General features: G+C 46.5%; 19 protein-coding genes and 3 tRNA genes. 13 read left to right on the top strand and 9 right to left on the bottom strand.

From position 1 onward, the window contains the following. Positions 1-63 precede the first annotated feature (63 nt). Entirely contained in the window at positions 64-1,716 is a 1,653-nt protein-coding gene (gene pgm, locus KV201_RS03945) for a phosphoglucomutase (alpha-D-glucose-1,6-bisphosphate-dependent) (RefSeq protein WP_226058573.1), read from the top strand. 113 nt (positions 1,717-1,829) lie between these two features. Here pgm and msrA read toward each other — a convergent pair whose 3' ends face one another. After that, positions 1,830-2,309, bottom strand: coding sequence for a peptide-methionine (S)-S-oxide reductase MsrA (gene msrA, locus KV201_RS03950; RefSeq protein WP_226058574.1), 480 nt, complete (start codon positions 2,307-2,309; stop codon positions 1,830-1,832). A 342-nt stretch (positions 2,310-2,651) separates the two neighbouring features. Between msrA and astE the strand changes: the two genes are divergently transcribed. The 5 genes from astE (at position 2,652) to nadA (ending at position 8,832) form a co-directional block, all read left to right on the top strand. Next, positions 2,652-3,686: a succinylglutamate desuccinylase gene (gene astE, locus KV201_RS03955; RefSeq protein ID WP_226058575.1), complete on the top strand. Its 1,035-nt coding sequence runs from the start codon at positions 2,652-2,654 to the stop codon at positions 3,684-3,686. 162 nt (positions 3,687-3,848) lie between these two features. Next, positions 3,849-5,027: a thiamine pyrophosphate-dependent dehydrogenase E1 component subunit alpha gene (locus KV201_RS03960; protein ID WP_226058576.1), complete on the top strand. Its 1,179-nt coding sequence runs from the start codon at positions 3,849-3,851 to the stop codon at positions 5,025-5,027. Positions 5,028-5,030: 3 nt separating this feature from the next. Further along, entirely contained in the window at positions 5,031-6,008 is a 978-nt protein-coding gene (locus tag KV201_RS03965; protein WP_012089197.1) for an alpha-ketoacid dehydrogenase subunit beta, read from the top strand. Between the two features lie 9 nt (positions 6,009-6,017). Next, a complete protein-coding gene (locus KV201_RS03970; RefSeq protein ID WP_226058577.1) occupies positions 6,018-7,631 on the top strand; it encodes a dihydrolipoyllysine-residue acetyltransferase in 1,614 nt (537 codons plus the stop codon). A gap of 133 nt (positions 7,632-7,764) precedes the next feature. Then, the gene (nadA, locus tag KV201_RS03975) at positions 7,765-8,832 is read left to right on the top strand and encodes a quinolinate synthase NadA (protein WP_226058578.1); all 1,068 of its coding nucleotides are present in this window, start codon (positions 7,765-7,767) and stop codon (positions 8,830-8,832) included. Between the two features lie 147 nt (positions 8,833-8,979). Here nadA and gap read toward each other — a convergent pair whose 3' ends face one another. After that, positions 8,980-9,990 carry a type I glyceraldehyde-3-phosphate dehydrogenase gene (gene gap / locus KV201_RS03980; RefSeq protein ID WP_006081590.1) on the bottom strand — a complete coding sequence of 337 codons (1,011 nt, stop codon included), beginning with the start codon at positions 9,988-9,990 and terminating at the stop codon, positions 8,980-8,982. 201 nt (positions 9,991-10,191) lie between these two features. Next, positions 10,192-11,091, bottom strand: a complete 900-nt coding sequence (locus tag KV201_RS03985) for a DUF2989 domain-containing protein (protein WP_071939821.1) — start codon at positions 11,089-11,091, stop codon at positions 10,192-10,194. A 203-nt stretch (positions 11,092-11,294) separates the two neighbouring features. Here KV201_RS03985 and KV201_RS03990 point away from each other — a divergent pair, with 203 nt between their 5' ends. The 5 genes from KV201_RS03990 to KV201_RS04010 all read left to right on the top strand — a co-directional run bounded on the left by KV201_RS03990 (position 11,295) and on the right by KV201_RS04010 (position 14,995). Next, positions 11,295-12,728 carry a glyceraldehyde-3-phosphate dehydrogenase gene (locus KV201_RS03990; protein WP_011839899.1) on the top strand — a complete coding sequence of 478 codons (1,434 nt, stop codon included), beginning with the start codon at positions 11,295-11,297 and terminating at the stop codon, positions 12,726-12,728. 347 nt (positions 12,729-13,075) lie between these two features. Continuing rightward, positions 13,076-13,151 (top strand) — tRNA-Gly (locus KV201_RS03995). Positions 13,152-13,175: 24 nt separating this feature from the next. Further along, a tRNA-Cys gene (locus KV201_RS04000) sits at positions 13,176-13,249 on the top strand. A 49-nt stretch (positions 13,250-13,298) separates the two neighbouring features. After that, a tRNA-Leu gene (locus tag KV201_RS04005) sits at positions 13,299-13,385 on the top strand. A gap of 416 nt (positions 13,386-13,801) precedes the next feature. Further along, positions 13,802-14,995, top strand: a complete 1,194-nt coding sequence (locus KV201_RS04010) for an amino acid aminotransferase (protein ID WP_226058579.1) — start codon at positions 13,802-13,804, stop codon at positions 14,993-14,995. Between the two features lie 119 nt (positions 14,996-15,114). On the opposite strand, the gene KV201_RS04015 is transcribed toward KV201_RS04010, so the two are convergent. Further along, positions 15,115-16,053, bottom strand: coding sequence for a YvcK family protein (locus KV201_RS04015; protein ID WP_226058580.1), 939 nt, complete (start codon positions 16,051-16,053; stop codon positions 15,115-15,117). 341 nt (positions 16,054-16,394) lie between these two features. On the opposite strand from KV201_RS04015, the gene KV201_RS04020 reads away from it, so the two are divergent. Then, entirely contained in the window at positions 16,395-17,207 is an 813-nt protein-coding gene (locus KV201_RS04020; protein WP_226058581.1) for a glucosaminidase domain-containing protein, read from the top strand. Beyond that, positions 17,200-17,823, top strand: a complete 624-nt coding sequence (locus tag KV201_RS04025; RefSeq protein ID WP_011839896.1) for a DUF2987 domain-containing protein — start codon at positions 17,200-17,202, stop codon at positions 17,821-17,823. Before KV201_RS04020 ends, KV201_RS04025 begins: the two co-directional genes overlap by 8 nt. Before the next feature lie 200 nt (positions 17,824-18,023). Here KV201_RS04025 and ttcA read toward each other — a convergent pair whose 3' ends face one another. The 5 genes from ttcA to ccoS form a co-directional block, all read right to left on the bottom strand. Further along, positions 18,024-18,992 (bottom strand): tRNA 2-thiocytidine(32) synthetase TtcA, encoded by a 969-nt coding sequence (gene ttcA, locus KV201_RS04030; protein ID WP_012089202.1) that lies wholly within the window; start codon positions 18,990-18,992, stop codon positions 18,024-18,026. A gap of 78 nt (positions 18,993-19,070) precedes the next feature. Continuing rightward, positions 19,071-20,003, bottom strand: a complete 933-nt coding sequence (gene uspE / locus KV201_RS04035) for a universal stress protein UspE (protein WP_006081598.1) — start codon at positions 20,001-20,003, stop codon at positions 19,071-19,073. A gap of 258 nt (positions 20,004-20,261) precedes the next feature. After that, on the bottom strand, positions 20,262-21,014 hold the full coding sequence (etrA, locus tag KV201_RS04040) for an electron transport transcriptional regulator EtrA (protein ID WP_006081599.1): 753 nt from the start codon (positions 21,012-21,014) through the stop codon (positions 20,262-20,264). Between the two features lie 55 nt (positions 21,015-21,069). Continuing rightward, positions 21,070-21,762: a sulfite exporter TauE/SafE family protein gene (locus KV201_RS04045; RefSeq protein ID WP_226058671.1), complete on the bottom strand. Its 693-nt coding sequence runs from the start codon at positions 21,760-21,762 to the stop codon at positions 21,070-21,072. Positions 21,763-21,773: 11 nt separating this feature from the next. After that, positions 21,774-21,989 (bottom strand): cbb3-type cytochrome oxidase assembly protein CcoS, encoded by a 216-nt coding sequence (ccoS, locus tag KV201_RS04050; protein ID WP_012587702.1) that lies wholly within the window; start codon positions 21,987-21,989, stop codon positions 21,774-21,776. Positions 21,990-22,017: the final 28 nt, after the last annotated feature.

Here is a 22,017-nt window from a genome sequence, read left to right on the forward strand (position 1 = left end):
ATCAGCTATTGAGCTAAGTTTAATCATTGTTTTTAATTGTAATTGAGTGCAGGAGAGCCATAGGTGGCAATACATCAAAGGGCAGGACAAATCGCTAATCAGACGGATCTGGTCAATATTCCAAAACTGATGAGCCATTATTACAGCATCACGCCAAATATGGATGACGTACAACAACGCGTCACCTTTGGCACTTCTGGGCACAGAGGCTGCGCCTTTAATGGCAGTTTTAACCAACAACACATTTGGGCGATTACCCAAGCTGTGGTGGATTATCGCCAATCGGTGAATATCAATGGGCCGTTGATCCTTGGGATTGACACCCATGCGTTATCCTACGCCGCTTATTTATCGGCCATTGAAGTGCTGGCGGCAAATAAAGTCACAGTGCATATCCAGCAGAATGATGGTTTCACGCCAACACCAGTGGTGTCCCATGGGGTGATTTGCGCCAATCGTGAAGCCAATATCACAGGTGCGGCACTATCCGATGGTTTGATTATCACGCCTTCCCACAATCCGCCTCAAGATGGCGGGATCAAATACAATCCACCCCATGGCGGACCAGCAGAAGGAAATATCACGGCTTGGATTGAGTCGCGTGCCAATGATTACTTGCGCCAAGCGTTAGCTGGAGTGCAAAAATTAGCGTATGCCGAAGCGCTGGCCTCAGGCTATGTCAACGCCATTGATTTGATCACGCCCTATGTGGCTGATTTAGAGAATGTTATCGATATGCAGGCGATTGCCAACGCTAAGCTGCGTATCGGTGTGGACCCGCTCGGTGGTTCAGGGATTTTCTATTGGGCACCGATTGCCGCGCGTTATGGGCTCGATATCACCTTAGTTAATGATAAAGTTGACTCAAGCTTTAGCTTTATGCCGCTGGATAAAGACGGCAAAATCCGCATGGATTGCTCGTCTCCCTATGCGATGGCAGGGTTACTCGCCCATAAAGAATCTTATGATTTATGCCTTGGTAACGATCCTGACTATGACCGTCACGGCATTGTCTGCCCTGGTACCGGCTTGATGGACCCTAATCACTACCTTGCAGTCGCTATTGATTATTTACTGACGCAAAGACCGGATTGGAGCGATACCTTAGCCATAGGTAAAACCTTAGTCTCGAGTGCGCTTATCGATAAAATCTGTGCTTTCCACGGCAAAAAATTACTCGAAGTGCCTGTGGGCTTTAAGTGGTTTGTCGATGGTTTAGCCGAAGCCACCATCGCCTTTGGCGGTGAAGAGAGCGCTGGCGCGGCATTTTTACGCCGTGATGGCACTACGTGGTGTACAGATAAAGACGGCTTCATTTTAGGGTTACTTGCCGCAGAAATTCTTGCGGTGACAGGTAAAACTCCAGGTCAACGCCATCAAGAGCTAGTAAAACAATTTGGCCAAAGTTTCTATAAGCGTATCGATAGCCCAATAAGTCTTGAAAACAAGGCCAAATTTGCGTTATTGAATGCAGAAACCTTAAATGCCACTGTGCTTGCGGGTGAGGCAATCGAAAACGTGTTAACTCATGCGCCGGGCAATAATGCGGCCATTGGTGGCATCAAAGTGACTACGGCGAATGGTTGGTTTGCGGCGCGTCCATCGGGCACGGAAGCGTTATTTAAGATCTACGGCGAGAGTTTTATCAGTGAGCAGCATTTAGCTGAAATCATCAAAGATGCGCAGGCATTAATTGATAAGGCGCTGAACGCTTAATGCAGCAGTAGGTTTATAAAGTATCAAAAACAAACGCACTCAGATTTGAGTGCGTTTTTGTTTGTGTCTAATGTCAGTTATGAGTAGTTGATCTCATGCTGATTTGACTGTATTTAGTACTCGATATGACAACTCGGTAAGTTATTCTTATCAATGTAATTTTGGTGATATTCCTCTGCCACATGGAACTGTTGTAATGGCACAATTTCAGTCACGATATGGCGCAATCCCCAACGACCTGAGCGGGCAAAAGCTAATTTTGAGGCTTCTGCCGCGGCTTTTTGTTCACGGTCATGGAAGAAAATCGTGCTGCGGTATTGAGTGCCTATATCTCCACCTTGCATGTTCAGACTGGTTGGATTGTGGTTTTTCCAAAACACGTCGAGTAAAGCTTCATAACTGACCAAGGCAGGGTCAAATTCTACTTGTACCACTTCGGCGTGGCCCGTTTTGCCTTTTTTGACTTCTTCATAGGTCGTCGCGCTATTATTGCCGCCCATATAGCCGCAGGTGGCATTCGATACGCCATTCACTTGTCTAAAAAAATACTCTACGCCCCAGAAACAGCCGGCACCAAAGGTTGCTAACGCCATAATTAAATCCAATAGAAGTCTAGATGGCTAAGGATTGTGATAAAACTCGCGCGCAAAAGCAAGCCTCTAGCAGGAATATTTATGCTGGACGATTTTTCGATAAGGTGATGGGAAATTTACACTCGGCATAGCAAAGCGCCGCGTTGATCTTATTCCGTTCAAAACTGGGTCCTATGGCGATAAATGTCTGAGAACAGCATTAAAAACATGTGTTAGTATTGAAGCCGCTTTTTAAGGTGCGAGTCAGCCTAACCGCGGTGAGATGAATGCTTGAGTGGTTATTGCTATCTGCACTGATGCTATTGCGCCGTTACTGTTACACACCATTATAAGGAGAATTCTGTGTTACAAGCTCTGTTAGATTCAAAGGATTTTTTAGCGCTCACCTTAGCCCATCCTGAACAGTTCGATGGCGAGTTTACATTTAGCTTAGGCGACCATACCCAAGTTGAAGTCTGGGATACCGGCGTTATCGTTTTTGAGCCCGCCCAGAATGAAGGAAAAGATGTTGTCCTTTCTTGCGGTGTTCACGGTAACGAGACCGCGCCCATTGAACTCTGCAATGGCTTAATTAAGCAGCTTTTACAGCAAAAGATCATTGCTAAACAGCGCACTTTATTCCTGATTGGTAATCCATTAGCGATTAATAACGGCACGCGGATTATCGATGAGAACATGAATCGTCTCTTTAGTGGTGAGCATTCCAATCCTCCGGGATTAGTCAATCCTGAGCGAGTGCGCGCCAAAAAACTCGAAGCCTATATCGACCGTTTTTATACCGCGGTTGCCGATGGTCGTCAGCGCATTCATTATGATCTGCACACGGCGATGCGCGCCTCGAAGCATGAAAAGTTCGCTATTTATCCATATCGTCCAGGGCGTGCCTTTAGCGGCGAGCAAATCATGTTTTTAGCCGCAAGCGGCGTCGATACGGTACTTTTTCACCACGAACCGACCACGACCTTTAGCTATTTTTCCTCCGAACGCTACGGCGCCGATGCCTTTACCATTGAGCTTGGCAAAGTGTATCCCATGGGGCAGAACGACATGACTCGTTTTATTGCGACCCATGAAATGTTTATGCGCTTGATCACCGCTAAGCCGTTGGAGTTAGATGCATTTGATGCCGATAAGGTTAACTTGTATCAAGTGTGCCGCGTCATCAATAAACATTTCGATGATTTTGAATTTACCTTCGCAACCGATGTCGAAAACTTCAGATCTTTCCCGAAGGGCTTTGTATTAGCGCGGGAAGGTGGGCAAGAAATTAAAGTGGAACATGAGTTTGAGTCTGTCGTGTTCCCTAATGCCAAAGTGCCTATTGGCAATCGCACTGTGATTTGCCTGATCCCTGCAGTGAATGCGGACGTGCGTTAGGCTTGTAAAGCAATATATACATGCGAGGCAGGGATAACTTGTGGTTTGAGCTATGCCAATGGTTGATAGGTAGTTTACGTTAACGTAATGTTCGTCGGGCATATTCGTATAAACAGACGCATCAAAACGCTTTGGTGCGTAATGAGATAACAAGAGCACAATATGAGCAAAGCAACACTCAACACTGATACAGTGCACCGTGTCGGCTTCTTGGATAAGGCATCGCTACACATTCCTATCCTTCGAATTCTACAAGCCGACGGCACCACTTATGAAACCGCGGTTTTGCCTGTGATAGATGAAACCTTAGCCACTAAAATTTACGATACCTGTGTATTCACTCGGGTACTCGATGAACGTATGTTAGGTGCCCAGCGCCAAGGGCGCATCAGCTTCTATATGACCTGTACAGGTGAAGAAGCGGCGATTGTCGGCAGTGTAGCCGCACTCGATCAAGAAGACGTTATCCTCGCGCAATACCGTGAGCATGCGGCGCTGCGCTATCGCGGCTTTACCACTGAACAGTTTATGAATCAGATGTTCAGTAACGAGAAAGATCTTGGTAAAGGTCGCCAAATGCCAATCCATTACGGCAGTGCGGCATTGCATTATCAAACGATTTCTTCACCCCTTGCGACACAAATCCCGCAGGCGACCGGTGTGGGCTACAGCTTAAAAATGCAAGGTAAGCGCAACGTCGCGGTTTGCTATTTTGGCGAAGGCGCTGCATCTGAAGGGGACTTCCATGCCGGTCTAAACATGGCCGCAGTATTGAAGTGTCCAGTGATTTTCTTCTGCCGTAACAATGGCTACGCCATTTCAACCCCAACTGAAGAGCAGTTTGCCGGTAACGGTATTGCGAGTCGCGGTGTGGGTTATGGCATGCACACCATTCGTGTTGACGGCAATGACATGTTGGCCGTGTTAGCGGCAACACAGCAAGCCCGTGCCTATGCGATTGAGCATAATGCCCCTGTGCTGATTGAAGCCATGACTTACCGTCTCGGCGCGCATTCATCATCAGACGATCCATCAGGTTATCGCTCGAAAGATGAAGAAGCCAAGTGGCAACAACACGATCCGGTTAAACGCTTCAAATTATGGCTTATCAACAAAGGTTGGTTAGCTGAAGCGGATGATGTGAAACTGCATGAGAAATATCGTGAAGAAGTATTGGCTGCGGTAAAAGTGGCTGAAAAAATTCCTGTGCCTATGCTGGATGAAATTATTGAAGATGTGTACGACAAGCCGACGCCAGTGCTGAGAAGGCAACTCGCCGATCTTAAAGAACATATCAAAAAATATCCGCAAGCCTATCCAAAAAGTGCAGGGAGACTATAAGCCGTGGCTGAAATGAATATGTTACAGGCCGTCAATGAGGCCTTGTCGATCGCCATGCAAGCCGATGAGCGCATGGTGGTTTTTGGTGAAGATGTGGGTCACTTTGGCGGGGTATTTCGCGCCACTTCCGGTCTTCAAGAAAAATTTGGTCGCGATCGCTGCTTTAATACCCCGCTGACAGAGCAAGGTATTGCCGGTTTTGCCAATGGTTTAGCCTCAAATGGCATGACTGCTGTGGCGGAAATCCAATTCGCCGATTATATCTTTCCGGCGTTCGATCAAATCGTCAACGAGTCGGCCAAGTTCCGTTACCGCAGCGGCAATGAATTCGATGTCGGTGGGTTAGTGTTCCGTACGCCCTATGGCGGCGGCATCGCTGGCGGCCATTATCACTCTCAATCACCCGAAGCTTATTTTACCCAGACACCGGGATTGAAAGTGGTGGTGCCACGTAACCCAGAGCAAGCCAAAGGCCTGCTGTTGGCGTCAATTCGTGACAAAAACCCAGTGATCTTCTTTGAGCCTAAGCGTTTATATCGCGCATCGGTTGGCGAAGTGCCAGCGGGCGATTATGAAATTGAACTGGGTAAGGCTGAAGTGGTTCGCGAAGGTAAAGACATCACCTTAGTGGCGTGGGGCGCGCAAATGGAAATCCTTGAAAAAGCCGCCGACATGGCCGCTAAAGAAGGGATCTCTTGTGAAGTTATCGATTTACGCACCTTGTCACCTTGGGATATCGATACCGTTGCCGATTCAGTTAAAAAGACAGGACGTTTGCTGGTTAACCATGAAGCGCCATTAACTGGTGGTTTTGCCGGTGAAATTGCCGCGACAATCCAGCAAGAATGCTTCTTATATCTAGAGTCGCCCATCAGCCGCGTTTGTGGTTTAGATACCCCGTACCCACTCATTCATGAAAAAGAATACATGCCTGATGCGTTCAAAACGTTTGAAGCCATCAAAGCATCAGTGACCTTCTAGGAGTCCGGTATGATTAAAGATTTTATTTTGCCGGATATTGGCGAAGGTGTAGTGGAATGTGAATTGGTTGAATGGTTGGTCAAAGAAGGCGACACAGTCGTTGAAGATCAGCCGATTGCCGATGTCATGACAGACAAAGCCCTAGTGCAAATCCCTGCGCCATTTGCGGGCGTGGTCACTAAGCTGTATTACGCCAAGGGCGATATTGCGAAAGTGCATGCGCCGCTCTATGCCGTACAAATTGAAGGTGCCGTTGAAATCGCGAGTGAAGAGTCTATTGCGACTGAACCTGCTGCGACGACTGCAAAAGTGACTGAGCCTGTGGCGGCAACAACTGCCAATACGTCATCCAGTTCATCCGTCAGCATTGAAGAATTCTTACTACCGGATATCGGCGAAGGTATTGTTGAATGTGAACTCGTCGAATGGCTAGTGAGCGAAGGTGATTGGGTTGAGGAAGATCAACCGATTGCCGACGTGATGACAGATAAAGCGCTGGTGCAAATTCCTGCCATTAAAGCGGGTAAAATTGCCAAACTGCATTATCGCAAAGGTCAGCTAGCTAAAGTGCATGCGCCTTTATTTGCCATTGAAGTTGAACATGCGGCTTCTGCACCTGCGACAACAAACACTGATACTGTGGCCAATGCGGCACCAACAGCGCAGATAGTGAGTGCAGAACCTGCTCGTCAAGGTAAAGCCTTGGCCAGCCCTGCGGTTCGTCGTATGGCGCGGTCGTTAGATATCGATTTGAGCCAAGTACCTGGCACAGGAAAGCACGGCCGTGTGTATAAGGAAGACATCACTCGCTTCCAACAAGGCGCGAGCAATGTTTCTACTCCAAGTACGACTCAGGTAAAAGAGGCGCCAGCTCAAGCATCTCAAACCCAAGTCCCAACATCGACAGTGACTCAACGCGCTGACACGGTCGAGCCTATTCGTGGCGTAAAAGCTGTGATGGCACGCATGATGGTTGAATCTGTATCGAGCATTCCGCACTTTACCTATTGCGAAGAGTTTGATTTAACAGACTTAGTTGCACTGCGTGAAAGCATGAAAGTGAAGTATTCGTCCGATGAAGTGAAGCTGACCATGATGCCTTTCTTCATGAAGTCGATGTCACTCGCGTTAAGTCAGTTCCCAGTGATGAATAGCCAAGTGAATGCTGATTGCACTGAGCTGACTTACAAGGCACGTCATAATATCGGCATGGCGGTGGATTCTAAAGTCGGTCTCTTGGTGTCAAACATCAAAGATGTGCAGGACAAGAGTATTTTAGAAGTGGCGGCAGAAATCACCCGCCTGACCCAAGCTGCCCGCAGTGGCCGTGTGGCGCCAGCGGATCTGAAAGACGGCACGATTTCCATCTCTAACATTGGCGCCTTAGGTGGCACAGTGGCGACGCCTATTATCAATAAACCTGAAGTGGCGATAGTCGCCTTAGGCAAGTTGCAAACCTTGCCGCGTTTTAACGCGAAAGGGGAAGTCGAAGCCCGCCAAATCATGCAAGTAAGCTGGTCTGGCGACCACAGGGTGATCGATGGCGGTACCATTGCTCGCTTCTGTAATCTGTGGAAACAATATCTGGAGCAGCCGCAAGAGATGTTATTGGCCATGCGCTAAGCCGCTGGCACGCAGATTTGACAGTAAAAGGACGCTTTAGAGCGTCCTTTTTTATTTGCTTTGCACAAATGGGTTAATCTTTTGATCCCGATTACGTATAATTCCCGGACGTAGTTATCCTTATGGATGTGTTATGAGTCAGTTTGCCCCCAGCATAGAAACCATTGATTACCCGTTTCCGCCTAAGCCAGTTCCTTTGTCCGATGCGCAAAAAGCCGATTACAAGGCGCGTATCAAACAACTGCTCATTGAAAAAGATGCCGTTCTGGTTGCCCACTATTATACTGATCCTGAAATCCAAGCCCTTGCCGAAGAAACCGGCGGCTGCGTTTCAGACTCCTTAGAAATGGCGCGTTTTGGCCGCGATCACCCAGCAAAAACCTTAATCGTTGCTGGGGTCAAGTTTATGGGCGAAACCGCCAAGATTTTAAGCCCAGAAAAAACCATTTTAATGCCGACCTTAGAAGCCACTTGTTCATTGGACTTAGGTTGTCCAATCGATAAGTTCAGTGCTTTCTGCGACGCGCACCCAGATCATACTGTGGTGGTTTACGCCAATACCTCGGCTGCCGTTAAAGCGCGCGCCGACTGGGTGGTGACCTCCAGTATTGCCCTCGAAATCGTTGAGCACTTAGACAGCGAAGGCAAAAAGATCATTTGGGGACCAGACCGTCATTTAGGCAGTTATATTGCTAAACAGACGGGCGCCGAAATGTTGATGTGGCAGGGCGATTGTATCGTTCACGACGAGTTTAAATCGAACGCGCTGCGCGATATGAAAAGCGTTTATCCAGATGCGGCTATCCTTGTGCACCCAGAGTCGCCAGCCAGTGTGGTGGCGATGGCCGATGCCGTTGGCTCGACCAGTCAGCTGATCAAAGCCGCGCAGACTATGCCGAATGAGCGTTTTATCGTGGCAACCGATCGCGGCATCTTCTATAAAATGCAGCAGGCGGCGCCAGGTAAAATCTTAATCGAAGCGCCAACCGGCGGTAACGGTGCAACCTGTAAAAGCTGCGCTCACTGTCCTTGGATGGCGATGAACGGTCTACAGGCGATTGAAGCATCACTCGCCGACAGCGATAAAACCACCCATGAGATTTTTGTGGATGAAGACTTAAGAATTAAAGCGCTGATCCCGCTGACGCGCATGTTGGATTTTGCTAAGACACTGAATATGAAAGTGAAGGGTAATGCCTAAACATGGCTAAGTCCCTTCTTTAGCTGTTCTCCAGTGTCATAAAAATCCCCGCCATAGAGTGGGGATTTTTTATGGCTGGAATTTAAAGCAATAAAAAGCCCCGCAAATGCGAGGCTTGATTGAGTAACGCAGAATCTAGTGACTAGATTACTTTGCGTTCATCAGTGCAACCGCGTTATCTAACATACGGTTACTGAATCCCCACTCGTTATCATACCAAGACATCACTTTCACTAAACGACCGTTCACACGGGTTTGAGTGGCGTCAAAGTTTGAAGAGAACGCATTGTGGTTAAAGTCGATAGACACCAATGGCTCTTTATTTACCGCTAACACTTCGCTCAATGGCGCAACGCTGGCAGCACGTTCAATAATGGCATTCACTTCTTCAACTGTCGTATCACGGGCAGCGATGAAAGATAAATCCACCAGTGATACGTTAACTGTAGGTACACGAACCGCTAAACCGTCGAATTTACCTTGTAATTCAGGTACAACCAAACCTACAGCAGCTGCTGCGCCAGTTTTAGTTGGGATCATTGACAGTGCTGCAGCACGGGCACGACGTAAATCTGTGTGGTACACGTCAGATAAACGTTGATCGTTGGTATAAGCGTGAATGGTTGTCATCAGGCCTGATTCAATACCAATCTCGTCATTTAACGGCTTAGCAAAAGGCGCTAAACAGTTAGTTGTACAAGAAGCATTTGAAATCACTGTCATGTCTGACGTCAGCACGTTGTTGTTCACACCGTAAACAACAGTGGCATCGACGTTTTTACCTGGAGCAGAAATAATCACTTTCTTCGCGCCAGCGGTTAAATGTGGTTGAACAGTTTCTTTAGAAGTGAAGATACCGGTACATTCGAAAACCACGTCAACTTGCAACTCAGCCCATGGCAGTTTTGCAGGATCACGTTCTTGGAAAGTGAGGATCTTATCGCCATTCACATAAATAGCTTCGGCATCATGGTCAACTTTGGCATTGAAACGACCGTGAACAGAATCGTATTTTGTCAGGTGAGCGTTGATTGAAGCGTCGCCTAAATCATTAATAGCGACAATCTTGATTGGATAAGCTTTTTCGCTTTCGTACAAGGCGCGTAATACGTTTCTACCGATACGGCCATAGCCATTTATTGCTACACGGATAGTCATCTCATATCCCTCTGGTGATTATAAAATTCAACTGGTAGTAAAATTACCAAACTGACAGCTATCGTCAAGTTAAATCGGCATTTTACCGCTGTCTTGATTAACAAATTAGGTATTTTTTTTACATCGGTCGCGAAATCACCATTTTTTACGCGTTAATTGGGTAAAAAATTACAAGATGGCAAACATTTTGCCATCGATTGCTTAGTCGGTTTTTTCGACAGGCGCAGGCGGCACAGCCTCGGTTGTCGTCGGCGCTTGGTCAACCGCTTGAGGATCAAGCCATTGTCTTACTGGACTCTGAGGATAAGTCCCGTTTTTTAGCGCATCGATAAGGGCTTGGGCTTTTAAATCGAGTTCAGTCGCCAGCGTTTTATTGCCACCGAGCAAGGCTAGCATTTTTTCCTCTGAATACTTCTGCTGCGTAAGTAGTAAATTTGCCTTCGTCAGCATATAGGCTTTATCGAATACCTGTTGCTGGCGATAGGCTGATGCGAGCCCAAGTAACCAGTTAACGTCGAAATCATCGTATTGGATGTCTGCAAAGACTTTAAGATAGAGTTGTTGCGCTTTGATGGCATTTCGATTGCTGTAATAGGTGGCGACTTGGGCAAGTAAGAAAGAGTCAGTCACTTCGCCGGCGTTTTCATGTTCTAACAATCGATTTAGCGCCGCGGTATCGCCAAAGCGCGTCCATTGGTAATAGGACATGAAAGGATCTTGTCGCTCGCGGGTTTGCTCTTGCAGCAAACTTAAATTCTGGGTGCTTAATCTAAAGGCTCTGGCTCTATCAGCGGTGCGATTGGTGTGGATGATATGTTGCACGCCAGAGGCGAGTTCAATGCAGCGGCTGTAATCCTCAAGATAGGTCAATTGCAGATAGAGTTGTTTGCCTGTGGGGTTTTCGATGTCTTTTAACTCGTAGCGGTTCTGAATAAGTTTGGTTTTTTCGGCCAAACACCAGCCGTCCTTATGCAAATCGGCACAAATTTCAGGATTATTTTTACAAATTGCTGAGATATTTCGGTCATTATCACAACCAAAAAGACCGAAAAAGCTCATCCCTAAGGTAAATGATGTAATTATTACTAGATTTTGTCTCAAAACACTCTCCAAACGATAATTTTTCTAATAAAATTACAGATTTACAGAAAATATCTTACTGGCAACAAAGCGCGACTTTCATTACAATGGCGCCGACCAAAACAGGGTTTTCCCTAAAACCCGCATTAGATTATTGGTCTTTTCGTCATGTTACTCAAACCTTTCAGTACATTTTATTGAAAAGTGAGATAAAGGATCTGTAAATGAGCGCTGATAAACACCTACAAAGTTGGCAAGAACGTTTTGAAATGGCAGAGGCAATGCAGCCTTTGTTAGGCAAGTTGTACCGTAACCAAGGCGTTGAAGTCGTGGTTTACGGCAAGCCGTTACTCAATGCTTCTACGATTGAAATCATTAAAGCGCACCGTTTAGTTCGTCGTCATGTCGGTGAAAAATTACGTTTACGCGAGAGTTTCCCCTTCGTTCAAGCTTTGAGCAAACTCGCAGTTAAACAATGTAAAGTGGATATTGGTAAGCTTGCAGTCAATTACTGGCGCGATCACACCGATGTCAGCGAAATTGAAAACTATATGGCAAAAGAGTTGGCCGATGCCATCGACCATGCTGATGATGTCGCGCCGCGTGATGTCGTGCTTTATGGTTTTGGCCGTATCGGTCGCTTATTAGCACGCCTGTTGATTGAACGCACAGGTCGCAGCAATAAGTTAAGATTGCGCGCTATCGTATTACGTGGCGGTAAGAAAGGTGATTTAGAGAAACGTGCCAGTTTATTGCGCCGTGACTCAGTCCATGGGCCCTTCAATGGCTCTGTGGAAGTTGACGAAGAGAATAATGCCATCATCGCCAATGGCACCTACATCCAAGTGATTTACGCGAACTCGCCTGATGAAGTGGATTACACTAAATACGATATCAGCGATGCACTCGTTGTTGATAACACAGGTATTTGGAAAGATGAAGCGGGTCTTGGTTTACATCTTAAGAGCCCAGGCGCGAGCAAAGTGTTGTTGACAGCTCCTGCAAAAGGCGCAATCAAGAACATCGTTTACGGTGTGAATGAAGGCGACATTACCCCAGAAGACATTATCGTTTCTGCGGCAAGCTGTACAACCAACGCCATTACGCCGGTACTGAAAGCCGTGAATGATAAATATGGTATTGAGAATGGTCACGTTGAGACGATTCACTCTTATACCAACGATCAAAACTTGATTGATAACTATCACACCGCTGACCGTCGTGGCCGCAGTGCACCATTAAACATGGTAATCACTGAAACAGGCGCCGCTAAAGCCGTTGCTAAAGCACTGCCAGTCTTAGCGGGCAAGTTAACCGGTAACGCGATTCGTGTGCCAACGCCGAACGTCTCTATGGCCATCATCAGCATGAACTTGAATGCTGAAACCAGTAAAGATGAGCTGAACGAGTACCTGAAAGATACGGCGCTGCAATCACCGCTACAAAATCAAATCGATTACACCGACTCTACTGAGATTGTATCGAGCGATTTAGTGGGTTCTCGCTACGCGGGCGTGATTGATTCACAAGCGACTATCGCAGAAGGCAAGCGTGCCATTCTTTATGTATGGTATGACAACGAGTTTGGTTACAGCTGCCAAGTAGTTGGCGTAATGCAAACTATGTTAGGTTTAACGACGCTATCTCTACCAGCATAAGTTAGCTCCGTAAATCATAACCGTCACATAAAGCGCCCAGCAGGGCGCTTTTGTTTTCTATACTCAGGCAATTTAATTGAGTTCGACTCAATCCTCACAATCAACCACAGCTTTTCTGCCTCACTTAATCATCTGCCGCATCGGCGTCAGTATCGGCAAAAAAGCCTAAATTGATGAAGGAAACATCAACTTCGCGGACTTGTGGCGCTTTATTGGGCAAACGATGCGGCTTAGATCATTTTTTAAAAATTGTTGATTGACTCTGAGGTCTAAATCGGTAGAATGCCAATCCGCAGTCAGGGGAAAGCATGCCTAGCATGGCTTCTAATGATTAAGCGCAATGATAGGCGACATTAGCTCAGTTGGTAGAGCGATACCTTGCCAAGGTATAGGTCATCGGTTCGAACCCGATATGTCGCTCCAAATTTTAATAAATTTGGCAGTTTGGGCGCGATGGCAGAATGGCTATGCTGCGGATTGCAAATCCGTCGATCTCGGTTCGACTCCGGGTCGCGCCTCCATAGATTAACGTATTAATGACATGATTCCAGTCGTTAATATAAAGAGTTTGCCCGAGTGGTGGAATCGGTAGACACAAGGGATTTAAAATCCCTCGCTGGTAACAGCGTGCCAGTTCAAGTCTGGCCTCGGGTACCAAAAAACAGAAAAGCCCTGACTCACGTCAGGGCTTTTTTGCTTTATCGTATCTCAAAGCCCGAACTCCACAATGCGTCACCTCGTGTCATTTCTGATTATTCTAAGGCTAGGTCCAGTTAGGATTGGCCATGGGTTCAGCTCACATTTCCGGCATTCAGTATTGCGATGTCAGCGCGCGATTCTTTTCTACAATATAAAACAGCAGGTTTTTGTGATCTAGATGTTATAAATAACTTTATATAAGTAATTTCATATTTCTGCTTATAATTGCATAACAAAAGACACTTTTTTTTGGTAAATCTACAATAGTGTAAGAATTTCCCTAAGAAGGTGCTTAAGTAGCTATTACCCCCTTAAAGACAGTGGTATAAATAAGCCGAAATTTCCCCTACACGCGCATATTAGGATACGTAGTCATGATTTTCTCTCAGGTATTACTCGCACCCGCTGATCCGATTCTTGGTTTAACCGATACCTTTAAGGCTGATCCCCGTCAGGATAAAGTCAATTTGGGTGTCGGTATTTATAAGGATGAGGCTGGACAAACCCCAGTGCTGGCTTCAGTGAAAAAAGCCGAGGCTATTTTACTTGAGCAAGAGAAGACCAAAAACTACTTAGGCATTGAAGGCGTGCAAGCGTATAACCATGTTGTACAAACATTGTTATTCGGTGAGGGCAGTGAGTTAACCACTTCTGGCCGTGCTGCCACAGCGCAAGCCCCTGGTGGTACAGGTGCACTGCGTATTGCTGCTGAGTTTTTACTGCGTAATACCGATTCGCACACTATTTGGGTGAGCAATCCAACGTGGGCTAACCATCAGAATATTTTTGAAACCGCGGGTTTAACGGTTAAAGAGTACGGCTATTACAAAGCAGAAGCCCATGATATCGATTTTGATACCATGATGACGGACTTGTCTCACGCGAGTGCAGGCGATGTCGTGCTGCTACATGGTTGCTGCCATAACCCAACCGGTATCGATTTAACCTTGGCGCAATGGGAACTCGTAGCCCAATTGTGTGCCGATAAGAAACTTGTGCCATTGTTTGACTTTGCATACCAAGGTTTTGGTGCTGGAATTGAAGAAGATGCCGCAGGTCTGCGTTTAGTGGCATCAAAAGTGCCTGAGCTGCTGGTTGCTAACTCTTTCTCTAAAAACTTTGGTTTGTACAACGAACGTATCGGCGCCGTAACTGTGGTGGCTGAAGATGCTGATGCTGCCGTGCGTGCCTTTAGCCAAGTGAAACGTACCATACGTGCAAACTATTCTAACCCGCCAGCACATGGCGCACTGATTGTCAGCACTATCTTAAATGACGCAGCCCTGAAAGCCATGTGGGTGCAGGAAGTCAAAGAGATGCGTGAGCGTATCGCCGAAATGCGTACTCTGTTCGTTGACAGCTTAAAGGCTGAAGGCGTGACTCAGGACTTTAGCTTTATTTCTCGCCAAAATGGTATGTTCAGTTTCTCTGGTTTGAATAAAGCCCAAGTGGCGCGCTTGAAAGACGAGTTTGGGGTTTATATCGTTGGTTCAGGACGCATTAGCGTTGCAGGAATGACTAAGACCAATATGCCAGTGATCTGTAAAGCCATCGCCCAAGTCTTGTAAGGCTTATTAGGTTATAGAATGAGGCTAAAGGAATTTCTCTTTAGCCTTCAAACATAAAGGACAGCATTTGCTGTCCTTTATGTTTTTTATTGTGTCAGCACGTGCAGGCTATTCAGTGATTAGCAGCTAAGCGCAAGAGGTTCATGCGATTGCAGCGTGAGCTCAGATTTGATCCGCACTAGGGCGCTTAATGCATCTAATAAGTTCGCTTGATCATGCAAGTTCGGGTTATGGCGATTCTTCAACGGAAAATAGTTGATCCGTGGCCCTAAACGCGTTTGTTCGCCATGACGTAACACTTTGTGAATGATGGGCTTACCAATCACTTGATGACACCAAGCGATACGTTGCTCAATGCTAAATCGACCCGCGGGTGAGGCTTCTTCGGCCAGGTTATCGATAAAGATCACCTGCGCTTTAGTTGCGGCGAGGCTTTTGGCGAACTTAGGTAACAGCAGCGGCGGCATGATACTGGTTAAGAAGCTGCCAGGGCCTAAAATAACTAAATCTGCGTGCCGAACGGCCTCACAGGCTTCAAAGGTGGCATCGACCTGCGGCTCAAGGCAGAGCGCGATAGGCGCTTCATCCATACTGTCGACATTGATCTCCCCAAAGACTTTGCTACCACAAGCTTGCAGAGCCACTAAGTGTGTGGGTTGCTCAGACATAGGGATCAGCTGGGTTTCAATCTTGAGTAAGTTACGGATAAGATTAACCGCTTCTAATGGACGAACGCACAGTTGATCAAGCGCCAGTAAAATGAGATTACCCAGATTATGGCCGCTGAGTTCAGTTTCACCTTGGAAACGGTATTCGAATAGCTGTGAGCCGACGGAAGGGCGATTGGCTAGATGAGATAAACAGTTGCGTAAATCGCCCCAGGCAATACAGTCCTGCTCAGCTCTGAGTCTACCGGTCGAGCCACCATTATCTGTGGTCGCGACAATCCCCGTTAAACGGCTGCCTAAAAAATCGAGTGAAGATAATACTCGGCCTAAACCATGGCCTCCGCCAATGGCGACGACACGTTCAAATTGATTTAACATCAAATGCTGCATCTGGGTTCTTCCTTCCTGAATACCCGAAAATATGAATGTTACTGTACGTACAAAACAGGATGACGTAAGTGCTGCTGTGCAATGTCACTGCGTTAAGGAACCTTAGTATAAAAGCTCAGTCGAAAGCTTGCACCCATTATCGACTGCCATACGGTAAGCACGCATGTATGGCAGACATAGGGCTCAAGAGCGGCGCCTCAGGCGCAATATTGTACCTGAGTTAATGAGCCTGGTACTTGATTTAATGACAGTGACGGCGGGCAAATTTCGTTAAATCTGACAATTAGCTTATAATCCGCCCTTTATTTGCCCAATACGGGCGTCACACTTAAGGTGAACTATTGAAAACGGGTAGAATTGGTTCATTTACATTGGCATTAGCCATGGTCATCGTGGCGATTTTTGCATTGCGTGTTTGGATCATTCCGAACATAAATGATTCATCTGCCATTGCGACCCAACTCGTTGACGCTGTCGATCCTGTTACGCAAGTTCCTGACTTCTCTGCGATCAACGATATCACCGAAAAGAAGAAAGCCTTTTTTGATTTTCTGCGGCCGATTGTGCAGCAGCAGAATGCCATCATCTCGATGGAACGTGAGTTTGTCAGTGAAATGCTCGCTTTGGTTGAGAATGGCAAGAGTTTATCTGAGACCCAACTCGGGCAGCTCAATACGCTATTCGACAAATACCAATATGCGGCGCGAAACGTCGATGCTAAATCCTTAGCAAGCTTACTAAAGCGCGTCGATATTGTGCCTGAATCTATGGTGCTGATCCAAGCCGCGAATGAATCCGGTTGGGGCAGCTCACGTTTTGCCCGTGAAGGCTTTAACTTTTTTGGTGAATGGTGTTTTACTGCTGGCTGCGGCATAGTGCCATCTTCACGGGGAACAGGTAAGAGCCATGAGGTTAAAGTGTTTTCATCGGTCGACGAGTCCGTTTCGTCCTACATGCGCAATTTAAATTCCAATACAGCCTACGCGCTATTTCGTTCTATCCGCGCCGATTTACGCTCACAGGAACTAGAGCCGACTGCGGATCAATTGATTTACGGACTCGTGAATTATTCTGAAAGACAAGAAGCTTATATTGATGAGCTGCTTGATATGTTACGTCATAATGAAAAATATTTGGTGAATGTCGATGTATAAAAAACTGTTGTTTAGTGGCCTCTGTTTACTGGCAACTAGCGCCGCTGCTGAAACTGTATCCCTTGAATATAAAGGTTTTTATGATAGATTAAAACAAGTTAACAAGGGCGGTTATCAACTCGTAGAAGTGGCTTTTAGTGTTCCAATGCAAAAGAACTGTTTGATCCAAAGCGGTTCTATTTCCAGTGAAAAAACATCAACGCCACTGACGTATACCGATGCTCAGCGGTTATTTATTCCCTTAGATGATGATTTAAAAGATCAGCGTGCCTTGGTTAATCTCAATTTTGCCGGCAGTGCTGAGGGATGCGCTATCGCGATGCAAGTCAGAGCTAAGCAAACATTAGCCGAGTACGATAAAGCGCGTTTACAGCAAATTGTGACCGAAATGGACACGCTGCTTGGCGCCATGCAAGGCTTCCCGATGCGTTATTTTAGGGAGTCCATTGCCGGCCTTAACTTTGAATTCCAACCCGAGCAAGAAGTGTATGTACACCTTAATGGCCGTGAACAAGCCGTTAAGGGCAGTTATAAATTAGCCGCGAATGAGCTTGAAAACATCACTACGCTAAGCTTCAGTGCTCAGCCATTAGTGTTGAGTCCTTGGGTGAAGTAATCCTCTTTGCCTCGTTGAATTGGCATCTTGAAATAATCGATTCAGAATCGCGGGCTCAAAGATAGTGTCGGGAGTCTTAACTTATTTTGTAGCCATAAAAATGCCCACATTACGTGGGCATTTTTGTTTAGCTAATTTATCTTGCTTACTTTCGTTGGGTTAACTTGTTTTACTGACTAGGGCGCTAAATTCAGCCTGAGTTAGACTTCGTAAGTGTTAACGATATCAATGCGTTTTGCCGCATCCAAATCAATACGGCCGCTGTTGGCGATATCAAGGAAATCGAATGCGGGTAGATTGGCTTCGGCAACATCACCACGCATAGGCGCGTTAGGGTCACGCGTTAGAGACACAAAGTCGAACTGCTCACGGTCAACACCCTGCGATGGTGCGGTGTTTTGCATTGCTGTGAAAATCGTTTCAATACGACCAGGGTATTGTCTATCCCACTGATTAAGCATGTCTTTGACTGCGGCGCGCTTTAAGTTTTCCTGCGAGCCACACAAGTTACAAGGGATGATCGGGAATTCTCTTAAGTTGGCATATTCTTCGAGATCTTTTTCACGGCAATAGGCCAGAGGGCGAATGACCACATTAGCGCCATCATCCGACAGTAGCTTTGGCGGCATAGCTTTCATCTTGCCGCCAAAGAACATGTTCAAGAACAAGGTCTCGATAATGTCATCCCTGTGGTGGCCTAGGGCGATTTTAGTGGCGCCGATGCGCTGGGCAAAGCCATAGAGCGTGCCGCGACGCAGGCGAGAGCACAGGGAGCAGGTAGTTTTACCTTCAGGGATTTTATCTTTCACTATCGAGTAAGTGTCTTTCTCGAGGATGTGATAAGGCACATTGAGCTTATCTAAATAAGCTGGCAGCACATGTTCAGGAAAGCCGGGTTGCTTTTGATCTAAATTAACCGCAATGATTTCAAACTGAATGGGCGCGCGTTGCTGCAGATTCATCAAAATATCGAGCATCGCATAGCTGTCTTTACCGCCACTGAGGCAGCACATGATCTTATCGCCATCTTCAATCATATTGTAATCGGCGATTGCGCTACCCACTTCACGACGCAGACGTTTCTGTAATTTATTCAGACGGGTAGTGTGTTTTTTTGATAATTCTTCAGACATAGGATTTGCCGTAACTTCAGATATAGCTTCAAGCATAAAAAAGCGCCCAGTAACTCAGTTTCAGGGCGCGTATTATTCCAGCTATCTTTGGCGGGGTAAAGTGCCGCGTATCGCTTAGGCTTCTTCTAACGGTGATTTGTAGCCGTCGGGTTTGATGGCCAGTAAATCGCAGTTGATACTATCAATAACATGCTCTGCAGTATTACCAATCAGTGCCGCTGAAAAACCGGTGCGACCGACAGTGCCTAAGATCACTAATTCGGCATCGAGTTTTTCAGCAAGCTCAGGGATCACATCCTCTGGCAAACCTTCTTTCACATGGCAATGATTTGGATCGATATCATAAGCGCCAGCAAGGTAACTCACGCGCTGCTCATGCTGCATGCGAATGGTTTCGTTGTAGGACTGGGCATCAAAGTCCGGCAATTCAATGGCTAAGTTTACCGGCGTACCGGGATAGCCATTGACTAAATGCACTTCGGCAGAGAACTTATCCGCTAAATCTTTCGCATGCTCGATGATTTTACCGTTAAGCATTTGATGATCGGTATCTTCGGTTGCCACATTCACAGCGCAAAGGATTTTGCCCGCCGCTGGCCAGTCATGGGCTTTCACCATCAACACAGGCACTGGGGCTTTACGCATTAAATGCCAATCGGTTGGGGTGAAGATCACCGCTTTGAGTTTGTCGTGGGCATGGGTGCCTTTAACAATCAAATCGTATTGCCCTGAAATTGCATGATTAATAATGCTTTCGAAGGGGCGGTTATGCCAAATGACTTGGGTATCAATATTGAGTTGCAGATGAGTGTAAGCGGCGAGTAAGTCTTGGATCCAAGCGAGACGTTGATCTATGACGCCTTGACGCATGGCTTCGCGCTCTTGATTCGACAGAATCGAAGTCATCTCATAGGAAAAGTCGAAGATAGAAAGAAACACAGTGACTTGAGCGTTGCATTTACTGGCCAAGGTCACCGCTCGTGCGAGGGCAACTTGATTCTCTGTGGTAGGGTCAACCACAACCAGTATTTTTTGATAATCCTTCATGGGAGGTTCCTTTAGTCATAGGCTCAATATCATCATGAGCCTTTGGCAGTTAGCTGTATTGTTCTAGATCAAACTCATTCGAAATTGATTAAAACTCGCTTAAAAATCATGCCTTAATCTGTATGACATGTCTAGCCAGTCCCGGTTTTTCAACTGAATTGTTCTTGCCATTCATGACAAGGACCTAGCGCGTAACTCTCTTGCACTTAACTATTATGCTGCACTCAATTTTTTTGCAGCAAACACTCTTGCGGTGAACTATCTCGCTATGCGCGAATTACCCGCTAATAGATTCAGCTCTTGCGAGTCGAGGATAGTAATGTACTTACCCTTAACTTCAATCAAGCCTGATTTTTGGAAACGCCCAAGTAAGCGACTGATGGTCTCTACGGTCAAACCGAGATAATTACCAATGTCACCGCGGGTCATGGTTAAGCGGAATTCTTTGGGCGAGAAGCCACGGCTACCAAAACGATTAGCCAGATTACTGATAAAGGCTGCCAGACGTTCTTCGGCATTTTTCTTGCTGAGTAGCAGGATCATTTCTTGATCGCTCATGATCTCATTGCTCATCAGACGCATGATCTGCTGACGCAATTTAGGCATAGTGCCTGAAAGTTCATCGAGGATATTAAAGGGGATTTCACAGACCATGGAGGTCTCGAGTGCCTGTGCAAAACTCTGGTGCAACTGGGCGTGGATACCGTCAAAACCAATCACATCACCCGCTAAGTGGAAGCCGGTGATCTGCTCATCGCCTTGCTCAGTAATAGTGTAACTTTTGATGGTGCCAGAGCGGATCGCAAACAGGGATTTTAACGCATCACCCGATTTAAAAATTTGCTCGCCTTTTTGAATTGGCTTTTTACGCTCAATAATATCATCGAGCTGATCTAGCTCACTTGCATTGAGGGTAAAAGGAATACAAAGGGTACCCATACTGCAATCGTGACAATGGATTGTGCATCCGCTAGCGGCAGGACGACGATTCTTATTTTGTTCAATTGTCATGTTGATTCTCAAGTTTATCCACTGCAGCCATGTTAAACCAATTCACTCACTTGGGCTAGTTTAGCTGCGCGAGTGCGATATATAAAGTTTGACCACCAAACGCAATTAACAGTAAGCCGCTCAATAGTCTAACGGTTTTCTGTTGAACCCAAGCAGCGAGTCGTTTTGCTGCCACGCCAGCACTCAATAGGGCGGGTAAAGTACCTAAGCCAAAGGCCAACATAATTAAGGCACCTTGGCTGGCAGAGCCAGAAGCTACAGACCAAGTTAAGGTGCTATAGACGAGGCCGCAGGGGAGCCAGCCCCAAATGAATCCTGCCATGACCGCTTGGCTCGGATTTTGGATAGGCACAAGGCGTTGCGCTATGGGTTTTAAATATTGCCATAACCATTGGCCAACGCGCTCAATCTGCACGATTCCAACCCAAATTTTGGCGATATACAGCCCAGTTGCGATCATCATCAGTCCGGCAAAGATACGCAGCACAATCAGATAAGTATCCAGTTCAAATAAGTGACCAAGACCTGCCGCCGAAGCGCCCACTAAGGCGCCCGCTAAGGTGTAACTCAAAATACGCCCAAGGTTGTAACTCAGTAGATATTTGAGCTGATGCGCCAGCAGATTGCCTGTTTTGCCATTGGGGATTTGGGCTGAGAAAGCGCCCACTAAACCGCCACACATGCCAAAGCAATGTGCGGCGCCCATGAGGCCTACCAGAAAAGCCCCAGTGACATTGTACTCAATCACTGCGTACTCAATCACAGCGGCATGCCTTTTTCTTGCGCTGCCTCGGCTTTCTCTTTCTCAGGCACGGGATGGCTGTTTGGTTTAACAGTGTCTTCGTCGAATAATATCGACACACTTTGGCGGTCTAAATCGTCAAATTGTTCGGATTTCACCGCCCAAAAAAATACCATTACAGCGATGGCGACAAAGATCATGGCAATGGGGATGAGCACATAAATAATTTCCATAATGACCTCTTACTATTCTGGTTTTACT

The sequence above is a fragment of the Shewanella sp. SR1 genome (assembly GCF_020447145.1).
In the GTDB taxonomy this organism is placed as follows: Bacteria; Pseudomonadota; Gammaproteobacteria; order Enterobacterales; family Shewanellaceae; genus Shewanella; species Shewanella baltica.